At 59.1% G+C, this 25965-nt stretch carries 15 protein-coding genes; 8 read left to right on the top strand and 7 right to left on the bottom strand.

Annotated features, from left to right (window positions below):
* The first annotated feature begins 115 nt into the window (after positions 1-115).
* Positions 116-586 (top strand): GNAT family N-acetyltransferase, encoded by a 471-nt coding sequence (locus NF876_RS30780; protein ID WP_262272069.1) that lies wholly within the window; start codon positions 116-118, stop codon positions 584-586.
* On the opposite strand, the gene NF876_RS30775 is transcribed toward NF876_RS30780, so the two are convergent.
* Positions 583-2373, bottom strand: a complete 1791-nt coding sequence (locus NF876_RS30775) for an adenylate/guanylate cyclase domain-containing protein (protein ID WP_262272068.1) — start codon at positions 2371-2373, stop codon at positions 583-585. The genes NF876_RS30780 and NF876_RS30775 overlap by 4 nt on opposite strands.
* A 482-nt stretch (positions 2374-2855) precedes the next feature.
* Between NF876_RS30775 and NF876_RS30770 the strand changes: the two genes are divergently transcribed.
* The gene (locus NF876_RS30770; protein ID WP_262272067.1) at positions 2856-4832 is read left to right on the top strand and encodes a PhoX family protein; all 1977 of its coding nucleotides are present in this window, start codon (positions 2856-2858) and stop codon (positions 4830-4832) included.
* A gap of 373 nt (positions 4833-5205) precedes the next feature.
* On the opposite strand, the gene NF876_RS30765 is transcribed toward NF876_RS30770, so the two are convergent.
* From NF876_RS30765 to NF876_RS30755, 3 genes are all read right to left on the bottom strand, one after another.
* Positions 5206-6042, bottom strand: a complete 837-nt coding sequence (locus NF876_RS30765) for a Clp1/GlmU family protein (protein ID WP_262272066.1) — start codon at positions 6040-6042, stop codon at positions 5206-5208.
* Between the two features lie 7 nt (positions 6043-6049).
* Entirely contained in the window at positions 6050-6739 is a 690-nt protein-coding gene (locus tag NF876_RS30760) for an alpha/beta hydrolase (RefSeq protein ID WP_262272065.1), read from the bottom strand.
* 1081 nt (positions 6740-7820) lie between these two features.
* Positions 7821-8060 (bottom strand): helix-turn-helix domain-containing protein, encoded by a 240-nt coding sequence (locus NF876_RS30755; protein WP_262272064.1) that lies wholly within the window; start codon positions 8058-8060, stop codon positions 7821-7823.
* Between the two features lie 2635 nt (positions 8061-10695).
* Between NF876_RS30755 and NF876_RS30750 the strand changes: the two genes are divergently transcribed.
* The 6 genes from NF876_RS30750 to proA all read left to right on the top strand — a co-directional run bounded on the left by NF876_RS30750 (position 10696) and on the right by proA (position 23438).
* Positions 10696-11415, top strand: a complete 720-nt coding sequence (locus NF876_RS30750; protein ID WP_262272063.1) for a PDDEXK family nuclease — start codon at positions 10696-10698, stop codon at positions 11413-11415.
* Complete coding sequence (locus tag NF876_RS30745; protein WP_262272062.1) at positions 11412-13625, top strand: TnsB C-terminal domain-containing protein; 2214 nt, start codon at positions 11412-11414, stop codon at positions 13623-13625. The genes NF876_RS30750 and NF876_RS30745 overlap by 4 nt, the downstream gene beginning before the upstream one ends.
* A gap of 6 nt (positions 13626-13631) precedes the next feature.
* The gene (locus NF876_RS30740; protein ID WP_262272061.1) at positions 13632-14735 is read left to right on the top strand and encodes a TniB family NTP-binding protein; all 1104 of its coding nucleotides are present in this window, start codon (positions 13632-13634) and stop codon (positions 14733-14735) included.
* Positions 14732-16582 (top strand): TniQ family protein, encoded by a 1851-nt coding sequence (locus tag NF876_RS30735; protein ID WP_262272060.1) that lies wholly within the window; start codon positions 14732-14734, stop codon positions 16580-16582. Before NF876_RS30740 ends, NF876_RS30735 begins: the two co-directional genes overlap by 4 nt.
* A 521-nt stretch (positions 16583-17103) precedes the next feature.
* A complete protein-coding gene (locus NF876_RS30730; protein ID WP_262272059.1) occupies positions 17104-17301 on the top strand; it encodes a hypothetical protein in 198 nt (65 codons plus the stop codon).
* Between the two features lie 164 nt (positions 17302-17465).
* On the top strand, positions 17466-23438 hold the full coding sequence (gene proA / locus NF876_RS30725) for an anti-phage protein ProA (RefSeq protein WP_507237401.1): 5973 nt from the start codon (positions 17466-17468) through the stop codon (positions 23436-23438).
* A 320-nt stretch (positions 23439-23758) separates the two neighbouring features.
* Here proA and NF876_RS30720 read toward each other — a convergent pair whose 3' ends face one another.
* The 3 genes from NF876_RS30720 to NF876_RS30710 form a co-directional block, all read right to left on the bottom strand.
* The gene (locus NF876_RS30720) at positions 23759-24046 is read right to left on the bottom strand and encodes a hypothetical protein (RefSeq protein ID WP_262272057.1); all 288 of its coding nucleotides are present in this window, start codon (positions 24044-24046) and stop codon (positions 23759-23761) included.
* Positions 24047-24391: 345 nt separating this feature from the next.
* On the bottom strand, positions 24392-25141 hold the full coding sequence (locus NF876_RS30715) for an NUDIX hydrolase (RefSeq protein WP_262272056.1): 750 nt from the start codon (positions 25139-25141) through the stop codon (positions 24392-24394).
* Between the two features lie 138 nt (positions 25142-25279).
* Positions 25280-25852 carry an MFS transporter gene (locus NF876_RS30710; protein ID WP_262272055.1) on the bottom strand — a complete coding sequence of 191 codons (573 nt, stop codon included), beginning with the start codon at positions 25850-25852 and terminating at the stop codon, positions 25280-25282.
* Positions 25853-25965 lie beyond the last annotated feature (113 nt).

Below are 25965 nucleotides of genomic sequence, written 5' to 3'. Positions count from 1 at the left end.
GGCCGTCCACCCCAACAAGACCGGCTTCTACGCAACAGGTCGTCCAGGCCCTCGGCCCAATCGGATCGAGTTCAGACTTCGATGACGATGCCCATGCTCACGGGTCGATTGATCGATGGATATTCCGGAACTGCCTCCTGACATCAGCTTTGAACGCCTGCCTCATACCCCTGAGGCGAGCGACTTCGCGTTCGAGGTCAAACGGGCGGCCATGGGCCCGCACATCATCGCGCGATGGGGATGGGATGAGGCCTTCCAGCGGAACTTCCATGAGCAGCGGTTCAGGGACACGCCGTTCTGCCGGATCATGCTCAAGGGTCAGGCTGTTGGCACCATCGCCCTCACGGCTCTTGCCGATCATCTGCGCCTTGACGAGTTCTACCTGCTCCCGGCCTTTCAGGGGCGGGGCTTGGGAACGAGGATCCTGAAGCACTGTGCTGCTATCGCAGACGCTCGCGGATGGCCGCTTCGGCTTCGGTATCTCAAGTGGAACCCGGTGGGATCGCTCTACCGGCGCCATGGGTTCAGGGGCATCGATGAGACCGAGATCCACTTCATCATGGAGCGGGTGAACCCACCCGTCTAAGCCGGCAGCCCGGCCAGCCGGAGACCTTCCCGCAGGAGCGCCTCGTCCTCTGGGAGCCGAAGGTACGAGGTGTCGACGAACCAGTCGATATACTCGGGCGGTCCCGCATTCGGATCACCACGCCACGCGTCCCTGACGCTTTCCAGGAACCACCCGGCGCATCGCCGAGCCGGCTCCGCTTGCCCGAGCAGGCCAAACGCCGCACTCAGCAGGAGCATGTCCCGGCGGTGCACTGTGGGTTCCCCGGTTATACGATATTGAAGCTGGGCAACGACATCTTCGTAGCGCCGCAGGAAGAACAGCGTCCTGGCCTGGTAGTAGTTGTACCACTGCGGATAGCGCGGGTTCAGGCGCCGAGCGAGCTCGGCAGCCATCAGGCCCTTCGCCGGGTTCCCCAAGCACGCTTGGGCCCAGGCCCAGAAGATCTGGATCGTCGCGTCATTCGGGTTCATGGCCTGCGCAAGATTTAGGTGACGCTCGGCCCGGTCGAACTCGCGCCAGGTCAGGAACACGTAGCCGGCCGTCGATTGCACCCGTGGTTCGGTTGGATCGACCGTCAGCGCCTGTTCGACGAGCCGGCGCGCCTCGATCCGGTTCGGATCCCGCTCTCGCGGAAGCCCGACACCCTCCTCGGCGGCCTGGTTGAGATAACTGAACGCAAGCCCGGTGTACGCCCTGGCGAAGGTAGGGTCGAGGTCGCGGGCGCGCTCGAAGAACGCCCGCGCCCGAGCCTGCCCGTCGTCCGTGAAGACGTCGGTGAGGCGATGCCCTTGCAGGAAGAGATCGTAGGCGCGCATGTCCTGCGGCGGGCGGCGGCGCGCCACCGCTTCCGTCTCCTCCTCGATGCGGCGGGCCACGGTGGCGACCACCCCACGCGCGATCTCGTCCTGGATGGCGAACACGTCCTCGAATGAGCGGTCATACCGTTCGGCCCAGAGATGGGCGCCTGAGGCCGCGTTGATCAACTGCGCGGTGATCCGGACCCGGTCACCGGCGCGCCGGACGCTGCCTTCGACGACATAGTCGACATTGAGCGCCCGTCCGACCTCCCGCACGTCGACGTCCTTGCCCCGGAACGAGAACGAGGAATTTCGGGCGATGACGAGAAGCTCCCGGAAACGGGCGAGCTCGGTGATGATGTCCTCGGTGATGCCATCGCTGAAGTAGGCTTGGTCCGGGTCGCCCATGTTGGTGAACGGCAGCACCGCCACAGCCGGCCGGTCGGCCCGGAGGATTTCCTTGCCGGACGGAACACGGGCCGGCGTCCCCTGCCCTTGGGTGGCTCTGACGGCGAAAGCCCGGATAGGCTCATCGATGTTCTTGACGCGCTGGGGTCCGAGATCCTCGAAGATAACGGGCAGGGCCTTGCGCACGTATTCCTGGGCGGTTGCCGACAGGCAGATGCCTCCGGGACGCGACAGCGCCTGAAGCCGGGCGGCGATGTTGACGCCGTCGCCAAACAGATCGCCGCCCTTCACCATCACGTCGCCCACATGCACCCCGACCCGGAATTGCAGGCGCCGGGTCTCCGGCAGCTTGTCATTGGCGGACGCGAGCGCCTCCTGGGCTCTCAGCGCACACGTCACCGCATCGATGGCACTGGGAAACTCGGCCAGAACGCTGTCGCCCGCCGTGTTGGCGATCCGCCCCCGGTGTTCGGCAATAAAGCCATCGAGGATGGCGCGATGGGCCGTCAGCGTCTCAAAGGTCGCAGCCTCGTCCTCCTCCATGAGGCGGGAGTAGGCTTCCACGTCTGCCGCGAAGAGGGCGGCCAGCCGACGCTCCATCACCGAGACCTCCAAGCCGATGGGTCGACATTGCGGCTATCGGCCTACGAGGCAGGTCGGATTTCCTTCCAGCCGTGCGTGACCAAGCCACACGAGCAGACCCATTGTGCCTCCAGAACCCCGAGCACGCCATCCCCGCTGCGGTCCAGGAGGCTTACCTGGACGGACCTGGGCACGGATGTGCGTGCTGTGCCAAGATCGGCAGAATGCGCCCGGCGGATGGAACCAACTCGCCTGCAATGTCGCCTCAGAGGCAACCTGAGCCCTTAGGCGAGGCTCTGTGAAAGTCCCGATACCGCTCCATTGCGGAAATACGGCCAAGGTCAGCCCAGTGCCATCTTGAGACATTCAGAGCCCTGTATCCCTCTTTTGCGGCGGTCAGCCGGCTTACAGAGTGGGTGGATGTCCTGTCTTTTGTCGCCTTACTATGATCGTCCATCCTGCGGGTGCCCCCAACGGATCAAGAGAACAGAGAGGAAACAATGGAACGCCAGATTTCAGCTACCAAGGCCTATGAGGAATCCGAAGACATTGGCCGCAATCCCTCAGAGAATGCTACTCTCGGTGACGTGATCGGCGCCCGGTTCAGCCGGCGGGATCTGCTCAAGGGTGCCCTGGCCGCAACCGCCATTTCGTCCACCGTCAGCCCCCTGGCCTTGGCCGTCGCCGAAAAGGCGCAGGCCCAGGGCGCAACCCCGAAGTTCAGCTTCAAGGAGGTCACGGCCGGCATCGACGAGAGGCACCACGTCGCGGAGGGCTATGACGCCGACATTCTCATCCGCTGGGGTGATCCGATCTTCGCTGATGGGACAGAGTTCGACCCGCAGGCCCAGACGGCCGAGAAGCAGCGCCGGCAGTTCGGCTACAACAACGATTTCCTCGGCTATTTCCCCATCGATGGCTCCAACCACGGGCTCCTCGTTGCCAATCACGAGTACACCAGCGAGGAGCTGATGTTCCCCGGCCTTGGCATGCAGGACACCAAGGAAGCCGACTTCAAGGGCATGACCAAGGAGCTCGTCGACATCGAAATGGCGGCTCATGGCGGCTCCGTCATCGAGGTCCAGCGCCAGAACGGCAAGTGGAGTGTCGTCCCGAACTCCAAGTATGCCCGCCGCATCACCGCCGACACGCCGATGGAGATCACCGGTCCTGCCGCCGGGCACGACCGGCTGAAGACGCAGGCGGATCCTGCCGGAAAGCAGGTGCTGGGCATGCTCAACAACTGTGCTGGCGGCGTGACGCCGTGGGGCACCTGGGTGACCTGCGAGGAGAACATCAACGGCTATTTCTGGGGCAAGCTCGCCGACGATCATCCGGAAGCACGCAATCACAAGCGCTATGGCGTGCCCGGCAACCGCTATGCCTGGGGCAAGTGGCATGAGCGCTTCGACTTCGCCAAGGAGCCGAACGAGGCCAATCGCTTCGGCTGGATCGTCGAGATCGACCCGTTCGATCCCAACTCCACCCCGAAGAAGCGCACCGCTATGGGCCGCTTCAAGCACGAAGGCGCTGCTGGCATCACCAACAAGGATGGGCGGTATGTCGTCTACTCCGGCGACGATGAGCGCTTCGAGTACATCTACAAATTCGTCACCCGCGGCACGGTGAACCCGAACGACCGCCAGGCGAACATGGACCTGCTTGCCGAGGGCACGCTCTACGTTGGCAAGTACAAAGAGGACGGCACGGGCGAGTGGTTGCCGCTGGTTCACGGCCAGGGACCGCTGACCGAGGCGAACGGGTTCCGGTCGCAGGCCGATGTGGTAATCGAAGCCCGGCGGGCAGCCGACCTGTTAGGGGCGACCAAGATGGATCGGCCTGAGGATGTGGAAGCCAATCCGAAGACCAACAAGGTCTACGCGATGCTGACCAACAACGATCGGCGCAAGCCCGATCAGGTCAATGCTGCCAACCCACGTCCGGAGAACAAGTTCGGCCACATCGTCGAGATGACCCCTGACGATCTGGATCATGCCGGGACAAAGTTCCGCTGGGAGATCCTGGTGCGCTGTGGCGATCCTTCAGTGGCGGCCGTGGGCGCCACCTTCTCCTCGGCCACCACGAAGGATGGCTGGTTCGGCATGCCGGACAATTGTGCGGTCGACAACATGGGCCGGCTCTGGATCACCACGGACGGCAACTCGGGCGTGACCACGGGACGCTCTGATGGCGTGTGGGCGATGGAGACCGAGGGCGAGTTGCGTGGTACGTCCCGGCACTTCTTCCGCTGCCCGACCGGAGCGGAGATGTGTGGCCCCATCTTTACTCCGGATGACGAGACGATGTTCGTGGCCGTGCAGCATCCGGGCGAGGATGGGCAGGACTGGCCTGCCTTCGGCAGGGCATCGACCTTCGATGATCCGTCGACCCGCTGGCCGGACTTCAAGGCTGGCATGCCGCCGCGGCCCGCTATCGTGGCGATCACCAAGCAGGGTGGCGGCCAGATCGGCGTGTAGAGCCGGGAGGCCCAACAGCCTGCTCATTGCCTGCAATCAGCTCTGGGACGCCCGCGAGACTAGCGAGTGTCCCAGCGCTTTCACATCATGTGCTCTCGATTCCCGCAGGAGCCCGCCCTCTGCTCTCTCGCTGTTTGGGGAGGTCCGGAGTGGGTCACGCACTGACGATCCCATCCTCTCGAGGAACGTCCGCTGTTCCTTGCGAGAGCAGACCATCAGTTTGCTTTCGAGCAGTGCCAGCCATTTGTGATCACCCAAGCCCAGGGCCCGTTGGTCTCAATTCACGGCAGTTACTACAGGTGAACAAGTTTGGTCTCTTGGCGAGCGGGCGGGATGCAGTCGCGTCTCTTACCACACCAAGTGTGGATCTGGGCTAACCCGACATCCTTCGACGACCTGCTGGAAGATGCTTCTCGGTGAAATCATCGCCGAGGATCAACAAGCCAGGGTGCACCCACAGCACACCATCCTCGACAATAGGGGAAAGCACTTCGAGGATCTCGCCCTCAATCCGGTTGAGAAGCAGTCCCAATCCGAGATCATGATCGGGTTCATTCGACAATCCGACCAGGAGCCTGGAGGGGAGAGGAGCCTCTACGTGAGACGGCGGGAGCACTCCGGATTCGAGCTTCAGCAAGCGGGATTGCGAGAAATACTGCCGGAAGGCCACCCGCCGGGCCATGCGCCGCTCGCCATCAGTCTTGCGTCGTGCTTCTGGGGAAGATGGAACGCAAAGGGACGGCAGAACCGAGGCATCGTGCGCAATTGCCTCAAGCGACTGTCCCTCACCCACAGCGATCAGCAGATCCGGTCGAAGCGCGGCAATCTTGGCGGCCTTGAGGCTGCGGCCGGGGCCCGTCAGGAGCCCGCTCGTGTTGACGATCAGACAATCAGCATCCGTCTGCTGTGCCAAGCGGCGCGTGCCTTCGACAAGACGGGGCCAGCCGAGAACGGGATTAGTCGTCCCCACGAAGGCGAGCGACAACCCCTGTGAATCGCCCATGGTCACGCAGGCCGGAGGGCCGACGAGCTTCTGGCCGACATCGGTATCCAGAAGTGCCGTGCTGCGGCCCGACTGTGCCGCTGTTTTTGCAAGAAAGCGACAGAACGTACTCTTGCCCGTATCCTTCTCCCCAAGCACGAGAACCCTGCGGAAGCCATGACGGTGGATATGCTGCGCCGCCGCGTCCCACCCGGGCGGAACGTGCAATAAGCCGTCAGGCAAGGAAGCGTACCACGGCGCGCTCGACCATCTCCGGCGGCACGACATGGCCGCCATCGAACTCATGATACTCCACGTCGTAGCCCGCTCGCTTGAGAGCCGGAACGATCCTGCGGCTGCAGGGATCGATGGGCAGAACCTCGTCATGGATCCCATGGGATACGAAGATCCGCGGCGTATCGGCGGTGCTCGCCGGCGCCATGAACCCTGGCGAGAAAGCGAGGATATGGTCAAACAGCTCGCCGTTGATGACGCCCAGAGACAGACCATAGGACGCACCGTCCGAAAACCCGGAGAGCGCAATTTGGGCAGGATCGATGGCGTGGAGCTGAAAGATCTTCGTCAGAGCCCTGTCGATGAAGGCGACATCGGAGCCGTAGCCGCCTCTGATCACATCCCAGGTTGAACCGCGGGATTCGGGTGCGAGGACAATCAGGCCATGCCGCTCCGCCTGCACCTCCAGGAGATCGAGCATCTGGGTGGCGATCCCGCCCGCGCCATGAAGCGCCACGATGAGCGGGGCCGGCTTGGCCGGATCAAGCCCAGCCGGCACCAGGACAGCGCCGTCTCGCGTGCCGTCCAAACCCAGCGGGTGGCGGCCCGGCGTTGGTGCGGCCGGAGTGGCGATCCGCTCCGGGCGCGCCCGGAGAACACCTGAGGTGTAATCGTTGCTGGTGGCGGCCATGAACAAAGACCCCGCTTAAGTCGCGCCAACGCCGGAACAAGGACCGCTGTTCCTCGGATTGTTTCGGCAGGATGGAGGAAGAGCGCAGGAGCATCCCTGCACTCACCACGGCCGTGGCTTCGCAACGCGGTGTTGCCGTTGTGACCCGAGAAGGATCGAGATCCGCGGAACCGTGCTCCCAAGATCAGACCCCCTCCCCCTGCTTCCGAAAGCTACGCTTCGCCCTGACAGCTAATATTCTGATTTCATTTGATGCTGGCGCGGCAAATGTAGCTAAGCTGGAGTTGGCTACGGCTTGGTCTTAGGATGCGTACTGCTTTGTTGGACGGCATTGCGAACGGCTTCGTTCCGGACCTGATCATGGAAGCTCGTGTCGGTCTTCCTTCGTTAGCCGAGCCGTTAAACTCCTTGTTTCCAAAGCATTTTCTCTGACCGGTGGGAAGTGCTCCCCTCGCCTGCTGGTTAACAAAGAGGCTTGAAAGACGTCTTCAAACGATCGGTTGCTCATGGACTATGGAAGGAGTCAGTTGAATGATTAACATAGCGACCATCCTGAGCCACCGTTCCACTTCCGGCTCCTTCGACTCATACCACAGGTGCTTCAAGCGCGGCGGCAAATTGTCTAGTGCGTCGGACCGTTAAGTGGACGCACCGCCAGCGGCTTCGAGATAGCTGAGATGCAAAACCCATCGGATCCGACTTCTCGTCCGATGCTTTAGCTGGGAGTTGGTGGCGCGCTGAGGAGGCGTGCTGAGCCTTATGAGGAGACGCTGTAGAATCCTTACGACACCACTGGTCCGGCCAATATTGAGGCGGAGATCGGGATGGTCTAAGGCCGGCCTTTATTCCTTTTTGTCTCGCTCCAATTCCGCGGGATAAGTGCGACACAGGATTTTTGGTCGGGCTTCTTCCGTCAGGCACAGTCCGTTAACGGATCGAACGAACAAGAGTGGAGCCAGCTTTGTCGAGAAGAGCAGTGCCTAGGGCCCGAAAAAAATAAACACCGAGGCTTTTTCTCCTAAAACAGCCTCTTTCGATGCATAGCGCCTATTTCTCCTCGCAGTTATGTCAAATTGCTTCATCAGGGCTCGGTAGACGGGCGTATCAAAACTCCATACCCGCCCCCATCCTGCTCAAAAAATTGAACCCCCGCAGATTCTAATGCTATAACAACTCGATTGATTGTCGAGTCATAGCTTTGAATTTTGCCGGACTCTAGCGTCGTTAGAGTGCGCCTATGGATGTCCGCCCGCTCGCATAGTTCATCTTGCGACCAGCCAAGCAGAGCTCGAGCGGCTTTTATTTGGGCTGCATTAACCATGTTTCTAGGCTTTTCTTGACCTCACCAAGATTGCTCGTTTTGAGTAAGCACCGGCGAGTGATCAGCACATAGCTAATTGCAGCGCCAGTGAGTACTATAATCAAGAACCATCTCCTGATCCGCACAGATCGGAAGATGATTCCCCAGGTTCGGTCAAGCGAGCCCGACTCCTTCGCTTCGTCGAAGGTACGCACGTCCGAGGGCGGGTATGCCGCCCAGATGTGACGCATCCCGATCTTCCGCAACATTTTGAAGCCGGGACAGCATCCCGGCATGAGGATGCCATAACATGCCTGACGTCGCACGTCCCCAGAGTACAACAACCCTGCCTTCGGCTGCAGCACGGCGGCGACGGGCCGAGGACCTCCTCGACCGAGCCACAGATCTCCGCCGCCTTGCCACTGCTTTCCCCGGTATGCGTGTTGCCGGTCTCGATCCACTTGTAGAAAACCTTGAGAAGGTCTGTGGACTTGGCCATGCTGGCTTGACTATCCTACGTGTTCGTCTTCGCCAAACTGAGTTCACAGTTATCGCTGTGGGTCGGAGAACTTGGTGCCGCTCGGAGGATAAAGAACGTCTGCACCTCTTGAAGCGTACCGCAGAACATGCGGGACGACGTATTTTGCTGGTTCCACCGAAATCGATTACCCGGCAACCTCGGCTTGATAATTCGCGATGGATCGCTTCCTGCAGCGGAATAAGAGTCACATCCACGGAACGATCGACAGTCGTAACCCACCTCTACTCCGCGCCTCAAACCTCCCTAGCAGAAGTCGCATCCCGTCTGCGGAGGCGAGACGCTGCCTCAGCCATTCTAAGCCTCGTCGCCGCCGGAGATATCGAGCTGGATCTCAACAGGCCAATTACCCCCGCGACTGTGGTCAAGCTAGCCCGCCGCGCAGATCCAGCTCGTGTCAGCAACACCACGAACGTCTTAAAGGCCGATTACTGAGACGTATCAGAGCGAAGATGGAGCGTCTCATGGTGGATGACCCAGAAACTTACGTTCAGAGCCAAATTTACTCCATCGGAAGAATTCCGAACGACATATCATCGGGATCTGCACCCCCAGACGAACGAATTGCAGGCCGGCCCCACGCCGCTTGGTGGCGGCGAACTGCTCCGCAAGACGCTACTTTCGACGCAGCGAGAGACCATCTTCTTATTTCACCCGCGAAAGCCGCGTCGTATCACTCACCGCCGCACTACGACGATCCTGCGACAGCCTGTAACGCGGCAATCACTGCTCTCTGGCGAATGGACCACAACGCTCCTGATGACATTGATCTGGCTGTGTCGCGGGTTGCTTATTTCGCACTGTGCGGAGACCGGGCCTGCGCTTGGCTGGTCGCAACCGTGCTTCAGCGATCGATGCGAGCGAAACGCACAGATGAGGAGATGAACGAGTTACACCGACTGATCGACGCGTGGAGAAGGTTTGCTACTCGGCAGGACCAACCATGCCACAAAGTTTGAGCAACCAAGGGCACCCATCATTCTAAGTCCGTCTGCTCCGGTGGCCGATTCACTCGATAAACGAATCAATTGTGCTGCTTGCAAGCGAACTGCGGCCCCGCCTCACGGCGAAAGGCATCGGTCTAAGGTCAAAGTTGTGATGCGAATAAAAATTTTTTCTCGCTCTGCAGGGAGACCCGATTCGCAAGATAAATCGAAACATTGAATCGCGAAAAACCGCAAATTTAGCGATTTTTCGGCTGTTCTGGCTATTTACAATCCGCCTTTGTCACCGTCAACGGCACCCGGCGACATCATCCATGCCAAGGCGATCACCACTCAGTCCCCCTACTGGACACGGTCGCTCTGCACCGCTTTCTATAGCGCCACTCAAGTCGATAACTGGAAGGAAAGGCCAAATGTAACGACCGTTTTTTGATGCAAATAAGCGCATGGCTCGCGCCAACGAGCCACGCGCTAGAGATGGTCAAGCCTGAAGCTCTGCCACCCGTCTTCTCTCGAGCCTACGGCTTCTCAGGGAAAAGGCAAGAGTTTCAAAGCGCGATCCCCAAAACGCTGGGCTTCGACCTGGGACATCGTTCCAGGCATCGCCTCCGCATGCCTGAAAGCCAATCATGATCAACTTTGATACCGCACGCCGGAACCTGCCGGATCCGAACAGCTCTACTCGTCCCGCGAACACCCATCCTAAAGAAACGCACATAAGCGAAACAGCCACCGGCACGGTCTCTAAAAGCCCGCTATCCGCGGTTACACATGCTAGTCGCGCAGTGCGTCTGTCCCAAACTCACTCCTTGACGAGAGAGATTGACCCACAAGAGGGCCAGCGGTGGATGAGCACAACCAGGGTACTACTTTCACTGAGCCCGGCCGGAGCGGCAGGTGCTGGGATCAACTCCTGCAACCCTGCGTTTGAGGACCGAAAGGAGGCCAAGATGTAGCTGCCTCACCAATAAAAAGGGCACTCTGACTGCAATCAGAATGCCCTTCGTACATTCCTGCTCCTTGTCGCCCTCGCAAGCTAAGGGAGCGTCTCCTAACCAAGCGCGGCCGCAGCCGAAGCCCGATCATAGAACGATGCTACACGTGTGCGATACGGTGCGCAAGTGGTACGTCGGTTCGATCGGGGTCGCTGGCGGCTGCCTAGAGCGATCTCAACATGAATACCATACAACCTTCGTCATCAGCGCCAATTCACACCAGCCCTGCGCCTTCGGTTTCGTCCCGTTCCATCTCCCTCACAAACCGAACAGGGAGACCTAAAGGAAGTCTGCGCGGCGCGCTTGTGAGTTCAATTGGAGAGCCCCGGATCATCTATTATGAAAGCGGCCTTGAGAAGAAGGCGCTTCTCTGCCTTCTAGCACGACCAGATGTCAGAGAGGTTCGCGAACAACAACCTCGCGTCGCCTATGTCGATGCACAAGGCACGCTTCGCCACCATACTTTTGACTTCGAGGTCCACACCTCAAACGGTGAGGTTATTGCCGTCGCGGTCCGTCCATTCGAGCGAGCTAAAAAGAAGTTCTTCTTTGACGAGCTCGCGTGGATCGCCGCACAACTCTCCACAGGCGTTGCCGACCGTATCGTGCTTATCACCGAACGTGAACTACCACGCGATTTAATACATAACGCCGAACTCATCCATGCGGCGCGACTAGACCCGGATCAAAGTGCCGATTTCGCGGCGCGGGAAGCCTTGACTACGTTGGACGGTCCCATACGGGTTGGAGACCTCGTCAAGCGGGCCGGAAATCATGGCCGCAGCTTTCGAGCCATTGTGCGGCTGATCGCGGCTGGGACACTTGTGGTTAAGCAAGTCGGTCGGATCAATCACACAACGTTCGTTGAATCACCTATGGCGCTTAGGAGCATCGCATGATCTCCGGGAACCGATCAGCGCTCGGTCATCCGAAGCTCCGCTTCTCGCAGCATGACCGTATCACAATAGATGGCGTCCGCTATCTGGACCCAGAAGAAACTGCACACGGCTATCTTCTTCGACGCGAAGACAGCGGAAAGGTCGTGGCCGCATTCACCCATACAGAGCTCTGGGAAGCGTCCAAAGACAGAAACTGGCTGCACGAACCGGACTACTATGACCCAGACAAAGTCCGGGTCCGCCAGTCTAGCGGGGTTTCGAGCCTGCACGAACTGGCTGAAAAGGAGTCCGCTCGAGTATACTACAAATGGCAGGTCCTTACTCGGTTCTTGAAGTATGAGGCTGCAGGCGAAACCAATCGAGGTGAGCGCCAGCTCGAGGCTATTCTGGAGCAGATCGCTGACGACATCTACAAGTGCGAGCGTGCTCGGGCAGTACTGGCTAAAGAAGAGGCGAAAACTCGCAATAAGAGATCAAGCGCCGAACCGAAATCTAAAGGAGGATGCAAGTCTCCTCGCGTCGGAACAGTGATTGGTCGCGTCGAGCCGCCGAAAATCCGCACCTTTCGGCGTTGGCTGGCCAAGTTCGAAGCTGGCGGTCTTGTCCCATGGTGTTTGCGTGACAGTTATCGCAATTGCGGAGCTGGGCCACGACTTTCCCCAAAGGCACGGGAGTACGTCGCAAAGTACGGCCAGCGCTATCTCTCTCGAAGGAAGCCATCCTATGCAAGCCTTCATCTCGACATGCAGATGGAGATTGCGAAGTACAACACGACCGTCGGAAAGGCAGAGCGGATCGCGTGTCCCGGCAAGGATGCACTCCGGGCGTATGTAAGAGGTTTAAGCCGGTTTGCCGTTTGCCTGGCCCGCGAAGGCGAGGAGAAGGCCAAGCGACTATTTGCGATTGTTTCACAAGGTCCAGATGTTGTTCGACCAGGGCAACGTGTCGAGATGGACCACTACGAAGTCGACCTAATGTCGCTTCTCAAGCAGGACGGTTTATGGAATGCGCTGAATGCCGAGCAGCAGACCCGCATAGGCCGCATGCAGTTCTGCGCTGCTCTTGACGTTGCGACCGGGTGCATTCTCGGTGCCACTCTTTCGGAGACCGCAAACTCTCGCGACGCCCGTCAGGTGCTGCGGATGGTGGTCGCTGATAAAACTCTGTTGGCTAAGCAGGCCGGAGCCGAGACGCCATGGGACCAAGCTTGCCGGCCGGAGACGGTAGCAACTGACGGCGGCGCGGCATTTATCGAACAAGATTTCGTGTCGGCCATTCTCGACCTCGGTGCTGCACATGATGTTCCACCAGGCGGACTGCCTTGGCTGCGTGGAACGCTGGAACGGTTCTTTGAAACGCTTCATACGAAATTCATTTCCCTTTTTGAGGGGAGAACCTTCGGAGATTACCTCAGGCGAGGCGACTATGATAGCGAGGGACTTGCCCATTTAACGAGCGAGGAGCTCGCTCTGCTGCTCGTTCGGTGGTTAGTCGACGTTTATCATAACATGCCAAGTGACGATCTAGCGGCCGAGTCGCCACGAAATGCCTGGATTCGCTTGAGCCAGATGGTGGGAATTCGCCCGCCTCCCGACCGGTCTACGTGTCGCGCCGTGTTCGGCGAACGGTTGACGCGCGTGCTCGGGAACAGCGGTGTAAAAGTCCTCGGCCTCAAATACCAGTCTGAGGCACTTGCAAAAGTGTTTCTCGATAAGGGTTCAATGGAACTTGATCTACGCATCGATCCATTGGATCTTGGCAAAATTGCCTACCGCGACGGACGCGCCTGGAAGGAGGCGACCTGCGCTTCGCCTGACTTTGACGATGTTTCAATCGTCACCTGGGCCAAGACGGTAAATGACCTAAAGCGAACGCATGCCGCAGAAGCATTGGAATCCGCCCCGGTTATTTACCGGGCCATGGATGCCATCCAACAAGCGCGCGACGCATCAATGGCGCGGGCCAATATTTCCGTACAACCGGTAACGTCCCAGGACATTGAGCGATTGGAGGCTGGGGTATTCTTCGGTTTCAGTATGCCCGAAAAGCTCGCCCCATCCCGTGATGTCGAGGAATCTCAAGATCTTCTCGGACGCGATTTCATCGTCGGTGCACGGCCCTCGTCGCGCGTCGCCGACTCCGAAGTGACCCTGCCTAGCTCCACATCATCCGAGAACCCACAGGATGATGATTTCAGTTTTGAAAGGTAGTCTCCAATGACCCAGAAACATTTAGATGCATCAATCGAGATCGAGACCGATACTACCGGTCCAATACGAACTATTCAACCAGAAGAGGTGCGTCGACGCTCTGCCGCAATGGAGAGGGTTCGCCATGTATATGCGAAGACTCGTCGCGACAAGCTGCTGCGCGACGCATTCGACGAGTTACTGGAAGACCTTGCAGAGCGCAGAAACGGCGGCATGAACCATGGGCCCTCGAACCGTGGGGAAGGAAACCAACTCGTGGTGCTTGGTGAATCCGGAGCCGGAAAGACCACAGCGATCCGACGATTACTCGATAACCACGCGTTGGCTAATGGCTACCCGCGCAATGCACCGGGATGCAAGATCGTTACCGTGACAGCACCATCGCCGTGCAACCTGGCGGAATTGGGCCGCGAAACATCGCATTCTCTGGGCTATACGATCGTCCGTAACCGAATTGATGGTCCAGAAGTGTGGCGGATTGTGCGCGAACGAGTGCGGGCCTTGGAGATCCTGGTTATTCACTTCGACGAAATGCAACATGTCGTGCAAACGGTTAACGAAATCGAGATGCAGAAAATTCGAAACGTATTGAAAGGCTTGTTGGTCGACGAGAGATACCCGATCGGTCTCATAATTTCCGGGACCCCGCTCACGGTTAGGTTGGTACATCCTGACCGCCAAGTCGCTAGACGCGGTCGCTGGATTGAGTTGCCTCCGCTGAGCATCGGCGCAGACTCTAAAATGGTTGGCTCATTCATCACACAATTGGCGAAAGAAGCTGAATTAGAATTCGACGAATCTGAGCAACATCAGGTTGTCCCGCGCCTCCTTCATGCTGGGACGTACCAATTAGGTGTTGTTGCCGAGGAAATTCACAACGCCATACGGGTTGCTCTTCGCAGCAGCGCTGCTGGTCTGACGCTAAAGCACTTTGGCGACGCGTTCGCCAATAGAACCGGTAACCTTGCACCTTGGAACCCGTACTTTGCATCGAACTGGGTCGACCTGGATGCCACACGCGTCCTCGTGACCAGCGAGACCGCGTATTGCTCTGACGCGAATACCAGTTCGCTCAATGGCACCCGAGGGAAGTCAGGAGGGAAGAAATGACCAATCCGCTCTGGCTCAGAGCTATCCCAATGCCTCTTGAAACGCCGATCTCGAATGCTTCACGTAACGCCGTGCTCAATCATCAAGAGGGCATTTTCCCGTTTTGTCAGGATACAGGTCTCGATTTTCAGGGTCTCGTCGACGGAGATGGAACTGCTGTCGAAAAGCTCGCGCGTCTGGTAGGTGTTAGCCCAGATGCCTATGCTTCGGGAACGATCCGACGTAATGGTCAGGAGTTCAATATTGGTGGTGAGCGACTTGTCGATTCTGCACTGCGTCGGACGAGACTGCATATATGTCCAGCCTGTTTGAAGGACGATCTATCATGTTCGGACTTGCCTCCCCCGGCTGCTGCCTTCGGCCGAGTAGAGTGGCTGTTAACATCTATTCGAACGTGTACCATTCACGACATTGCATTAGTTGAGCTCCCTCGTCCAGCGAAGGCCAAGGTTCATGACTTTGCAGCGTTCGCTGGTCCTGCACTCAGTGATTTGGATCGGCTCCTCAGTGACGCTACGCGGCGGCCGGCATCGGCCCTCGAACGATACGTCTCGCAGCGACTCCAGGGATCACTAGCCGAAACACCATTTCTGAATAGCCTCGAGCTTCATGCGGCTGCACGCTTTTGCGAAGTGCTGGGAGCTGTGGAGCAATTTGGGGCCAATGCCAAGCTAGGTAGTCTTAGCGAAGACTCACTATATCTGGCGGGTGACGTTGGGTACTCCTATGCGTCGCGTGATGAAACTGGCATCCGAGAAGTGTTCACTACCCTGCATTCAAGATTTTTGTCCTCTCACAGGGGGTCAGAGGGCCCGAACGCGTTTTTTGGCAGCTTCTACCATTGGCTCTCCGGCGGTGGCAAACATCCTGCCTACACGCCTATTCGTGATTTACTGAGAAATCACATTGTCGAAACGATCCCGGTTGGAACTGGTCAGGTCATCCTTGGAACGGCTGTCACGCAGCGGAGGCTTCATTCTGTCTGGACCGCTAGCAGGGAGACGGGGATTCATCCTAAGCGGCTTCGCAAGATTCTAACAGCAGAAGGCGTCATCAAGAAGGAACACGCGAGGGTAAAAAATGGGTTTACAGTTTTCGAAGTCGAGGCAGCCTCGAAAGTGCTCGACACCGTCCTAGATGCCATCCCACTGATTGCAGTGGAATCATACCTCGGCTCGGGTCGAATTCACACTGCCCTGCTTTACGAACATGGCTTTATCCAACCGTGTCTATCGAGCTCAAAGGTCTATAGCATTCGCCAAAACTTGTTCGCGAGAACGGAGCTGAATGCGTTTCTGGCTACCTTGTTTCGGGATGCGACCGACTTGGCTGAGGCAGATGTTTCACTTGCCGACTTACCCGGCGCAGCTAAGAGAGCTCGATGCAGTGCGATGGAGATTGTCCAGTTTATTTTGGATCGGAAGCTTAAGCGTGTGGTACGCGATCCCGCGAAGACAGGTTACATGTCTTTGTTGGTAGAGGTGGACGAAGTTCGTACATTACTGGCGTGCAAACCGTTGGACGATCTCCCATTCTTTAGAGTGAGGGACATGCTCCGCACATCTGATCAGGTCATTCGGGCCCTGGTTGACAATGGCGTTCTTAAAACCCGCGCCGTCGTAAACCCTTTGAATCGATGCCCTGCGCTATTCATTATTCGTCAGTCTGCAGACGAATTCGCGAAGACATATTGCTCGATCTCAGAAATGGCACGAGAGGCAGGAGTGCATTTTAGGAAAGTTGCGCAAACCCTACGCACTCGCGGAATTCTGCCCGTGCTCGACCGAGAACTGTATCACGCTTCTTTCTTTCTCAGATCGGACATCGTGGGACTGACGTTCGAATAGTTTTCCGTCCAAATCCCAACAAGTTAAAAAGCCCCGGCGGAGATGCTCCGCCGGGGCTTTTTGTTTCTTCACATTGGTGAGCATCTGCGCATCAAGTGCCAAACTTTGCGCGCTTTAGTGACAGACAGGTTTTATTGCGCCGAAATTTCGCTAATCAAATCAAAGGCGGTGGCGCCAGATAGGTGCCAAACTTTTCTAGCCGCAACACTATGGACGCTCTTTAGGTTGGCCAGATTGACCCAATGTGTGTCCGCAAAGTCAGCGGAAAGGTGCCGCACCCGAATTTGACGAAGGAAAAGGCCGGATTTCCGGCCTTTTCTAATGCTGTAGACGAGCGTTGTGACCTGATGATTCCAAGGCGTCGTTAGGATTCTCACCAGGGATGGCTAAAATGCGTTGAGGGCTTTGTTCCCGCAACCGATGGCTGTCGGTCCTTTGCGCAATCCGACCACACGTCAGTTCCACGTATTCCGGAGTGGTCAGTCAGATCGCATCAGATGCATCTCCGGAGTCCGTGCTGAATGTCTGCCCTTTCCTTGACGTACTTCAACACCTCGCCGACCTTCCTCGCGGCCAGGATCGGAATCGGGAGCCTTTGGTTCATCTGCGTCGAGTTCCAGATGTCGCTCAAGCGTGATGTTGATATCGACAATGACGATGAGGAGCTGGAGGAGCTACCCGCTCCGAAGCTCAGGATCAGGTCCAAGAAGGCAGCCTGAGAGGCCGAGACTTACGCTCGGACGAGCGATGGCTTCGGCTTGAACGTTCCTTCTAGCCTTCGTCGACAGCCGAACAACTGTATGCGACCATATTACCATAGGTTGAGATAAACTTACTATTTCCCGAAGAGCAATCCCATTGCTATCGTCTCGAAACCGAGCGCATGGGGTATAGAATCAGGATGGCTGACGGGGGAATTTCTCTATCTGTTGTAGTGTCTGACCACATCTCTGCGGCATTCCACCAAAACTCCGTGCCCTCCGTTCGCGAGATTACCGTCGAGAATGGGACCGACCGCGACTTGGTTGACCTAATCGTGGAGGTTGCATCTGAGCCGGAGTTCGCCGCCCTGCTGTCTGTTCGCATCGACCGTATCCCTGCAAGATCTACCCAGCATGTCCGCAGTCCCAACCTGCCCTTGAGCATCGCCTTCCTGCGCAAATTGACCGAGGCGGTCCAAGGCGAACTTCGATTCACCTTGAAGGAACAAGGCACCGAGCTCGCCCAGGCAGTGAAGCCGATCCACCTCCTCCCACCGTCACACTGGGGTGGGACCGGATCAGCCCCCGAACTGCTTGCAGCGTTCGTTCGTCCCAACGATCCAGCCATCGGTGCAGTCCTAAGGGAAGCCGGGCTCAAGCTCGCGGCCGCCGGCAAGCCGAATGCCATCGATGGCTACACCTCGGGACGTCGCGATCGGGCTTGGGAGCTGGCGGCCGCGATTTGGTCTGTGCTGGCCGCAAAACGCCTGACCTACGTTCTCCCCCCGAAAAGCTTCGAGAGGCAGGGACAAAAGGTTCGGTCACCCTCCGAGATCCTTGAGAAACGGATTGGAACCTGCCTCGACCTCACCCTCCTCTACGCGGCGGCCCTCGAACAGGCCGGTCTCAACCCGATGGTCGTTCTTACCGAAGGACATGCCTTCGTCGGGGTGTTCCTGCGTCGGGAGGAATTGCCGATGGCGGTCGTCGACGACGTCCAGGTCCTCCGCAAGCGCCGGGATGCCGAAGAGGCGATTTTCGTCGAGACGACCTACCTGACCCATACGCCCCCGGGACGGTTCGGTGATGCCGCGCGTAAGGGAGCGGCCCACATCGAAGACGGTGCAGAGGCTCCGCTTGAGCTCGCCGTTGACGTCTCACGGGCGAGATCCGCGCAGATCCGGCCGCTGGACCTCGGGGACGGGGCGGCTGCGACGTCAAACGAAATGCAAGAGGGCCCCGAGCTCGACATCGGCATCGACGAGGCTCCTACGTTTGCCGAGGACATTATCATTCGAGAGGTCGAAGACCCGAACATTGATCGTCTGGAACGGTGGAAGCGGAAACTCCTCGACCTCACCCTCCGCAATAAGATGCTCAATTTCAAGGACGGCGCGAAGTCGATCCGGATCGAGTGTCCCGAACCTCACATTCTGGAGGATGCCCTGTCTGGCGGTCGGCGGTTCAAGATATTGCCGCAGTCGAGCGTCCTCGGCGAGGGCGACGTCCGTGACGCCAAGCTCCACGAAGAGAGGACGAACGCCGACGCCCGCCGCCAGATTGCCATGGACGCGATCGCCCGCAACGAGTTGCATTCGACGCTCGATGAGAAGGACCTGAACGCGCGGCTGACGGACCTCTACCGCGTAACGCGCACCGCGTTCGAGGAAGGCGGCTCCAACATCCTCTTCCTCGCTCTCGGTTTCCTGCGCTGGCGGCAGGACGAGAAGGGCAAGGGACAGGAACTCAAGGCTCCCCTCCTCCTCGTGCCTGTCTCCCTTGAGCGGTCCAGCGTGAGGGCCGGCTTTCGGCTCGCTCTGCACGAGGATGAGATCCGCTTCAATCCGACCCTGCTAGAGATGCTCCGCCAGGACTTCAACCTGCGGATTAAGGAACTGGAAGGGGAACTGCCAGCCGACGGTTCGGGCATCGATGTGGCCAGGGTCTGGAGCATCGTGCGCGCCCACGTGCGCGATGTGCGTGGATGGGAGGTGACCACCGAGGTCGTCCTGTCGACGTTCTCATTCACCAAGTTCCTGATGTGGCGCGACCTCGTCGAGCGAATGCACCTGCTCAAGCAGAACTCGGTCGTCCGCCATCTCGTCGACACCCCGAAGCACTCCTACGGCGACGACAGGCCTTTCCCGTCCCCCGCTAGGCTGGACCACGAGCGGCATCCCTCGGAAGTGTTCGCGCCTCTGTCCGCGGACTCGTCCCAGCTTGCGGCAGTCTTCGCTGCCGCCGGAGGCAAGGACTTCGTCCTGCACGGCCCCCCGGGTACCGGCAAGAGCCAGACGATCACGAACATGATCTCCCAACTGCTCGCGATGGGGCGGAAGGTTCTGTTCGTTTCGCAGAAAACGGCGGCGCTTGAGGTGGTCCGTCGCCGCCTGGTCGACGTCGGGCTGGGGGACTACTGCCTCGAGGTCCACTCCTCAAAGGCGCAGAAGTCGGCAATCCTCAACCAACTCAAGACCTCCTGGCAGGAGCGTGCGGTCCCGGACGCACGCGAATGGAAGGAGGCGGCCGAGGAACTGGCAGAGCTGAGGAACGAGCTGAATGCCCTTGTGGCAGCCCTCCACACCCGCCGCTCCAACGGGATGTCCGCCTACCAGACCTTCGGGATCGTGGTGGCCCACCGCGGCCGCTTTGAAGATGTGGTCTTGGGCTGGCCGGACGCGACGCACGATGAGGCTTTCCTCGCCAACCTCCGCAAGACATGCCGCGACCTGTCAACCGCGCTCCGCGCGGCTGGCGATCCGTCCGAGCATCCGCTGCGGGAAATCCGAACACTGGAATGGAGCCCGGGATGGCGCACAGAGCTGACTGCCGCTCTTGATGCGCTTGTGAGGGCAATCACGTCCCTCAGGGATGCCAGCCGCAGGGTTGGTGACGCCATTGCCCTACCTCGGGCAGATTCCTATGCGGCGATGCGTGCCGTCTACTTCCTGACAGCGCTGCTCACTCGTCCCGAGGCGCGCAAGGCAGCCCGCTGCATTGGGGCCGACCAGGCAGCGCTCCGCTCCGCCATCGAGGCCTTGCAATCCCTGAGGACGAAGGCCGCAGAGATTACCGGCGGTCTTTCCGGTGCGTACAGCGCATCCGTCTTCAAGGAGGATCTCCGCGCCATCCTCGCGGATTGGCGTGCCGCGTCCGAGTCAAACTTCCTGTTCCGCAGCAGCCGGCAGAGCAAGGTGCGCATGGCCTTGCAGCCTTTCGCCACTTCGCAGATACCGACCGACCTCGGCATGGAACTCGTGAAGCTGCTTGATCTTCAGGAGGTGCGCGCGTCAGCGGAGCATCTCCGCGACGTTTTCGTCGCGGTTGGCTCCTCATGGGAAGGCATTGATACCGACACGGCAGAGATCCAGGGCTGGCTCGAGTGGGCGGCGCATGCGCGGAAGGTTTCCTCGCTGGCAGCCGACGCGCTGGGCCTCGACCGCTCCCACATGCTCGAGCGTATGCGCGGCCTGCTCGCGGACCATGACCAGTGGGAGCCGGGAGGCGCCGGCGCCGAGGCCGCCAGCAACTTCCTGTCGGTCTGGGAGGCGGCCACGTCCGCAATCACGGCGGTCGCCCGGCTTGCCGGCCTCGGCGACGGCCCTGTTCCACTTGCGGAAGGAGCAGATTGGATCGAGGAGACGGCAGCCATCGCGGCGCGCTGGAAGACGAGCCTTGGGCGCGCGCAGGAGTGGTGCTTCTGGAACAAGTCCGGCAGCCAGGCCGCCGAACTTGGCCTTGGGCCATTGGTCGCCGCCATCGGCAGGGGTGCCGTCAGCCCCGAAGAAGTGGCCACCGCGTTCGAAGCAGCCTATGCCCGATGGTGGGCGGACCGCATCGTCGACAACGACGCCGTCCTGCGCTCGTTCGTTCCCGCGCGCCACGAGGACGTGATCGCGCGCTTCAGGGCGGCCGACGAGCGGGTCGTCGATCTGTCGAAGCGTATCATTAAGGCACATCTCTCGGGCGACATCCCGCCGCCCAACGCCTTCGGAGCAGATCCCGAGTGGGGAACACTCGCCCGTGAGATCACGAAGCGCGCCAAGCACATGCCCGTGCGCCGGCTGTTCTCCGAGATCCCGAGTGTGCTCACGAAGCTGACGCCCTGTGTGATGATGAGCCCGCTTTCCATCGCCCAGTATCTCCCTCCCGACGGTGCCCCCTTCGATGTGGTCATCTTCGACGAGGCGTCGCAAATTCCCGTATGGGACGCCATCGGGGCGATCGCCCGTGGCAAGCAGGTGGTTATCGTTGGCGATCCCGAGCAGTTGCCGCCCACCAGCGTTGGCGAGCGCGGCGTCGACGAGATCGAGGACGGTACGGATGTCGAGGACCAGGAGAGCATCCTCGATGAGTGTCTCGCAGCGAACATCCCGCAGATCCGCCTCGATTGGCACTATCGCAGCGAGCACGAGAGCCTGATTGCGTTCTCGAACAAGCACTACTACCGCGGCGAGCTCGTGACCTTCCCCTCCCCCCTGACGGCGGACCAGGCCGTTCGATACATCCACGTACCCGGGGGCGTCTACGAGCGGGGCAAGGGCCGCATCAATCAGGAAGAGGCCAAGGCCGTCGTCGCCGATGTTGTCCGACGCTTGAAGGATCCTTCGTTCCGTGCACGGAAGCAGTCGCTTGGCGTGGTCACCTTCAACGCGGAGCAGCAACGCCTCGTGGAGAACCTCCTCGACCAGGAGCGGCGTTCTTACCCGGAGCTGGAAGACTTCTTCGACCGCACCCGCTGGCATGAACCCGTGTTCATCAAGAACCTGGAGAACGTGCAGGGCGACGAGCGTGACGTCATCCTTTTCACTGTCGCGGTGGCGCCGGACCAGGCTGGCCGGGGCGTAGCCACCATCAGCTCCCTCAACAAGGAGGGCGGCTACCGCCGCCTGAATGTGGCGATCACCCGCGCTCGGCGGGAGATGATTGTCTTCGCCACACTCCGGCCGGACCAGATTGACCTCAGTCGCACGAACGCCCGCGCCATTCGCGACTTCAAGCATTTTCTCGAGTTCGCCGAGCGTGGTCCCCGCGCTCTGGCGGAAGCCTTTGCTCCCACCGGCCGTGATACGGAGTCCCCATTCGAGGACGCCGTGAAGAAGGCGCTGGAGTCCCAAGGATGGGAGGTCCACACCCAAATCGGCGTATCCAAGTTTCGCGTTGATCTCGCGGTTGTGCATCCGGACGCACCGGGCCGCTACCTCGCGGGCATCGAATGTGATGGAGCGACCTATCATCGTTCGGCCACGGCCCGCGATCGCGACAGGCTACGGGAGCACATCCTCACCAAGCTCGGATGGCGCATCCGACGGATCTGGAGCACCGAATGGTGGATGGATGCCGAGCGTGCCTTCGAGGTGCTCCATGCCAGGCTCACGGCTGACCTTGAGGAGGATCGCAGCACGCCTGAGGCAGTAGAAGCAATCCCTGACGGGCCGACACCATCTCAGGGCAATGTCGCGCCGACCTCCCCCGCGGGAACCATCGACGCAGAGCCATCGTCAAGCGCTTCCATGCTCGATGTGGCTCCCGCGATGACAGATCAGGTGACGCCGCCCGCGCCCGATCAGGACAATGAGTCCTCCGAAGAACAGCGCATATACGCCCGCCGAGGGGCTGAACCTCTCGAAGCCGTCCTGATCCCGACTCCGCAGGGCATCTACGTTCCCGCCAATCTCGTCGACAGTGGGCATATCCCCGATGCAGGCCGCTTCTACGACCCGGCCTATCGTCCAAGGCTTCGGGAGATGGTCCGGCACGTGATCCGCACCGAGGGACCAGTCTTTGATGATGTCCTTGTCCAGCGGCTCGCTCGATCACATGGCTTCCAACGTGCAGCAGGAAAGATTCGGGAAATCGTCCTCAGCCTGATCCCCCAGGATATCGGACGCACCGAAGAGGATGGACGCCTGGTGTTCTGGCCAGAGGCGAGCAATCCCGGGCATCCTTTCCCTCTCAGGGAGTCGGATCCGGAGGTGAGGTCGCATGGCGACATTCCTATTCACGAGTTGGCCAGCCTCGCCGCAAGCCTCGCTGCCGACGGAGCTGATGACGAGACTGTCATCCGGCTGATGGCAGAGAAGTTTGGTCTTTCGAGGATCAAACAAGGCACCCGGATGCGATTTGAGGCGGCTCTCAGGTTAGTCAGGGGATAACGACACGCTCCAACCACCCTGACACGAACGATGCCTCGGGCTTTCTTATCCTCAGCTCTTAGATCATTACCAAGAGCAACCAGCGAGTGATTGAGATTGGTCAAGCCCTGTTCAAGCGCCTGGCCTTTGCGGTGAGCCTCACACCGTTCTCAGTTGGTACAAAGAGTGCCCAGCAAGAGAGCGCCGTGAGACGGCTGGCGGTCGATAGCGCCGGACCTCCTGCAAGGCACTAATGGCTGTTAGTGGAGCCTCACAAATGGCGCCTGCGATTGGCGCCATGAAACATAGTGGATTCGCTTCAAGAACGAAGTAGGGAAACTTTATACGACAGCCTGATGGACAGCATGGCGGAACCTGCTTCCAGACCTGTCTTCTCGTGCCCTCAAATTAGGAAGAGGCAAGTCTTGAAGGAATGCCTCGATAACGGCGGCATCAGAATCAAATTGTGGATCCAAAAAGTGATCATGACCACGCACTTCATTGTGGCAGATCAAAAGGCGGACAAGATGCTTCTCATCAGGAGGTAAAGCCCGGTAGATTGCCATGTAATCGTCGAACTGCAGGTCCGAATCATAAATTCGGTCGCCCCGCACGATCACGCCCATCATACGAGCGTGGTGTCGCCTGAGGGCCTCCACCATATTTTCAGGTGGAACAGGGGCAAGCTCTAGAAGTCGGCACTGTTGGGGAGAAGAGCAGATCGCACTCTAAAGCATCGGACGTGAAAAGTGGACTTGCACTTTTGGGATCCATCCGATGCTTCCTTCTTGAATGAGAGCATCGGTCAGAAAGGACCCAGCGGGCCGCGCCAGCGAAAACCGGGTCCACTTTTCGCTGGCGCGGCCCTTCGGGTCACTGGCGTGGCCCTTCGGGTCGCTGACGCGGCCCTCCGGGTCCGTCCGATGCGCTAGGATACACGATCACTTCCTTATCTACCGCGTTAAAGCCCCTAATCAGACAGAGACTCTGCGCTTTTCCGGCGTCGGCGGAATGGCCGAGCGCAAGTAAGACAGCATGAACCCAGGCATTCGCGCCGTATCCAGGTCTCGATGGTCCCTTACGATATGGAGGCGCGCCAACTCAGGATCTCTCTGTTGCGCCAGTCCTCGGGTTACCTTCGCCACAATTTCATCCGCCGTACCCTTGGCACGCATCGGCTTCATACATGCAATCCGGGGTCCGTCGAGAACAAGGGTCCAGCCCTCGGCGGCAACAATGTCATCCGCTGACAAGGTCGTTTCCTCGTAGAGCTCACGAAAGGCACTAGCCTCCAAATCCACCTTAGAGCCCCGGACGTCCTCAAGGTCCGGCGTTCCGGCTGGAAATTGAATGCGTCCGGGGAGAGAGGTCCCGCTACTCATTTCGCCGAGTAAAAATGCGCCATCCTCCGACTTCAGCGCCGCCATCGCGAAGCAGTTTCGGATGGAAGAATCCGGCCATCCCAGGTCACGGCAGGCTGAAAAGGACTTGTAGCCAGCTTCAAGGAACGTGCCGCGAAGAACGCGCTTTTGTCCGGGCTCCTCAACAACCTGATGGGTATCCATTAAGAGCACACACCCGTCAAACTGCGCAGGATTACTTGATAGGAGTTTTTGCCAATGGGCGTCTATTTCGACGCTGAACTCTCTTTCAAAATTCCACGCACGCGGAGAGAAATCGAAATCAAGGTCATCAACGTCCAGTAGAGATATCCCACTTGTCATTTATCTTACTCCACGTCGGTTTAGATGCCAGGCACGATGCACGTCGCGTAGTTTTCGCATCCGACACTCGGAGTGCTCCCCCTGCCCTTCCTTACCTAGTCTTTGTCCGGATCCTTTTGAGAATCCGATATGTGCATTTCAACGGGACGGTGTTGAAATTGGAACGGACCAGAGAGTCGCTGCCGTTGCGAGTGTACAGAATAGCAATACCGCCATTCCCAGATCCGTCGCAGACGTAATCCACCCTTGCAGGGCCGGCATTATTATTGCGCCGAATGCACCTGCTGCCGCCATGTATCCAGTCACGGATCCTCTGCTATTGGCAAAGAGATTTGATGCAGAAGCGATGAGGATTGGATAAACGGCTGCGAGCCCCAGGCCCAGCAAGATAGCGCTCACGACGAGCAGTTCGATCGAGGAGAATGGCAACACCATCGCCGCCGCCCCGATTATCGAACTGACAATTGAGCCACGGATTACAACCCGTTCGCTATATTTTGCGGTGACAAAGCCCAGGAAGAACCTTCCTCCAGTCATCGCAAACCAGAACGCTGATGTAACGAGCGCAGCTTGATGCGTGCCGGAGTTGGTGAGTTTCTGTGTGTAGCTATAGAGCCAATCTGCAGCCGTAAACACCGCACCGCTGTTCAGCATGATACCGCATAGGAACGGGAGCAAGCTCAGGCTTATACCGGACTTAATGATCTTCACGGAAGGCCTGCAACAGAGAGGCCTGCGTGGCGAAAGAAGCTGACAATCATCTCGGGTTGACCTTGCAAGCGACAGAATTCACGTCGGGCCAGACGGTGTAGATCAGCAACTGA

This window comes from Microvirga yunnanensis (assembly GCF_025460875.1).
Note: the sequence above shows the minus strand (reverse complement) of the source record. Positions and strands in the feature narration are given on the sequence as shown.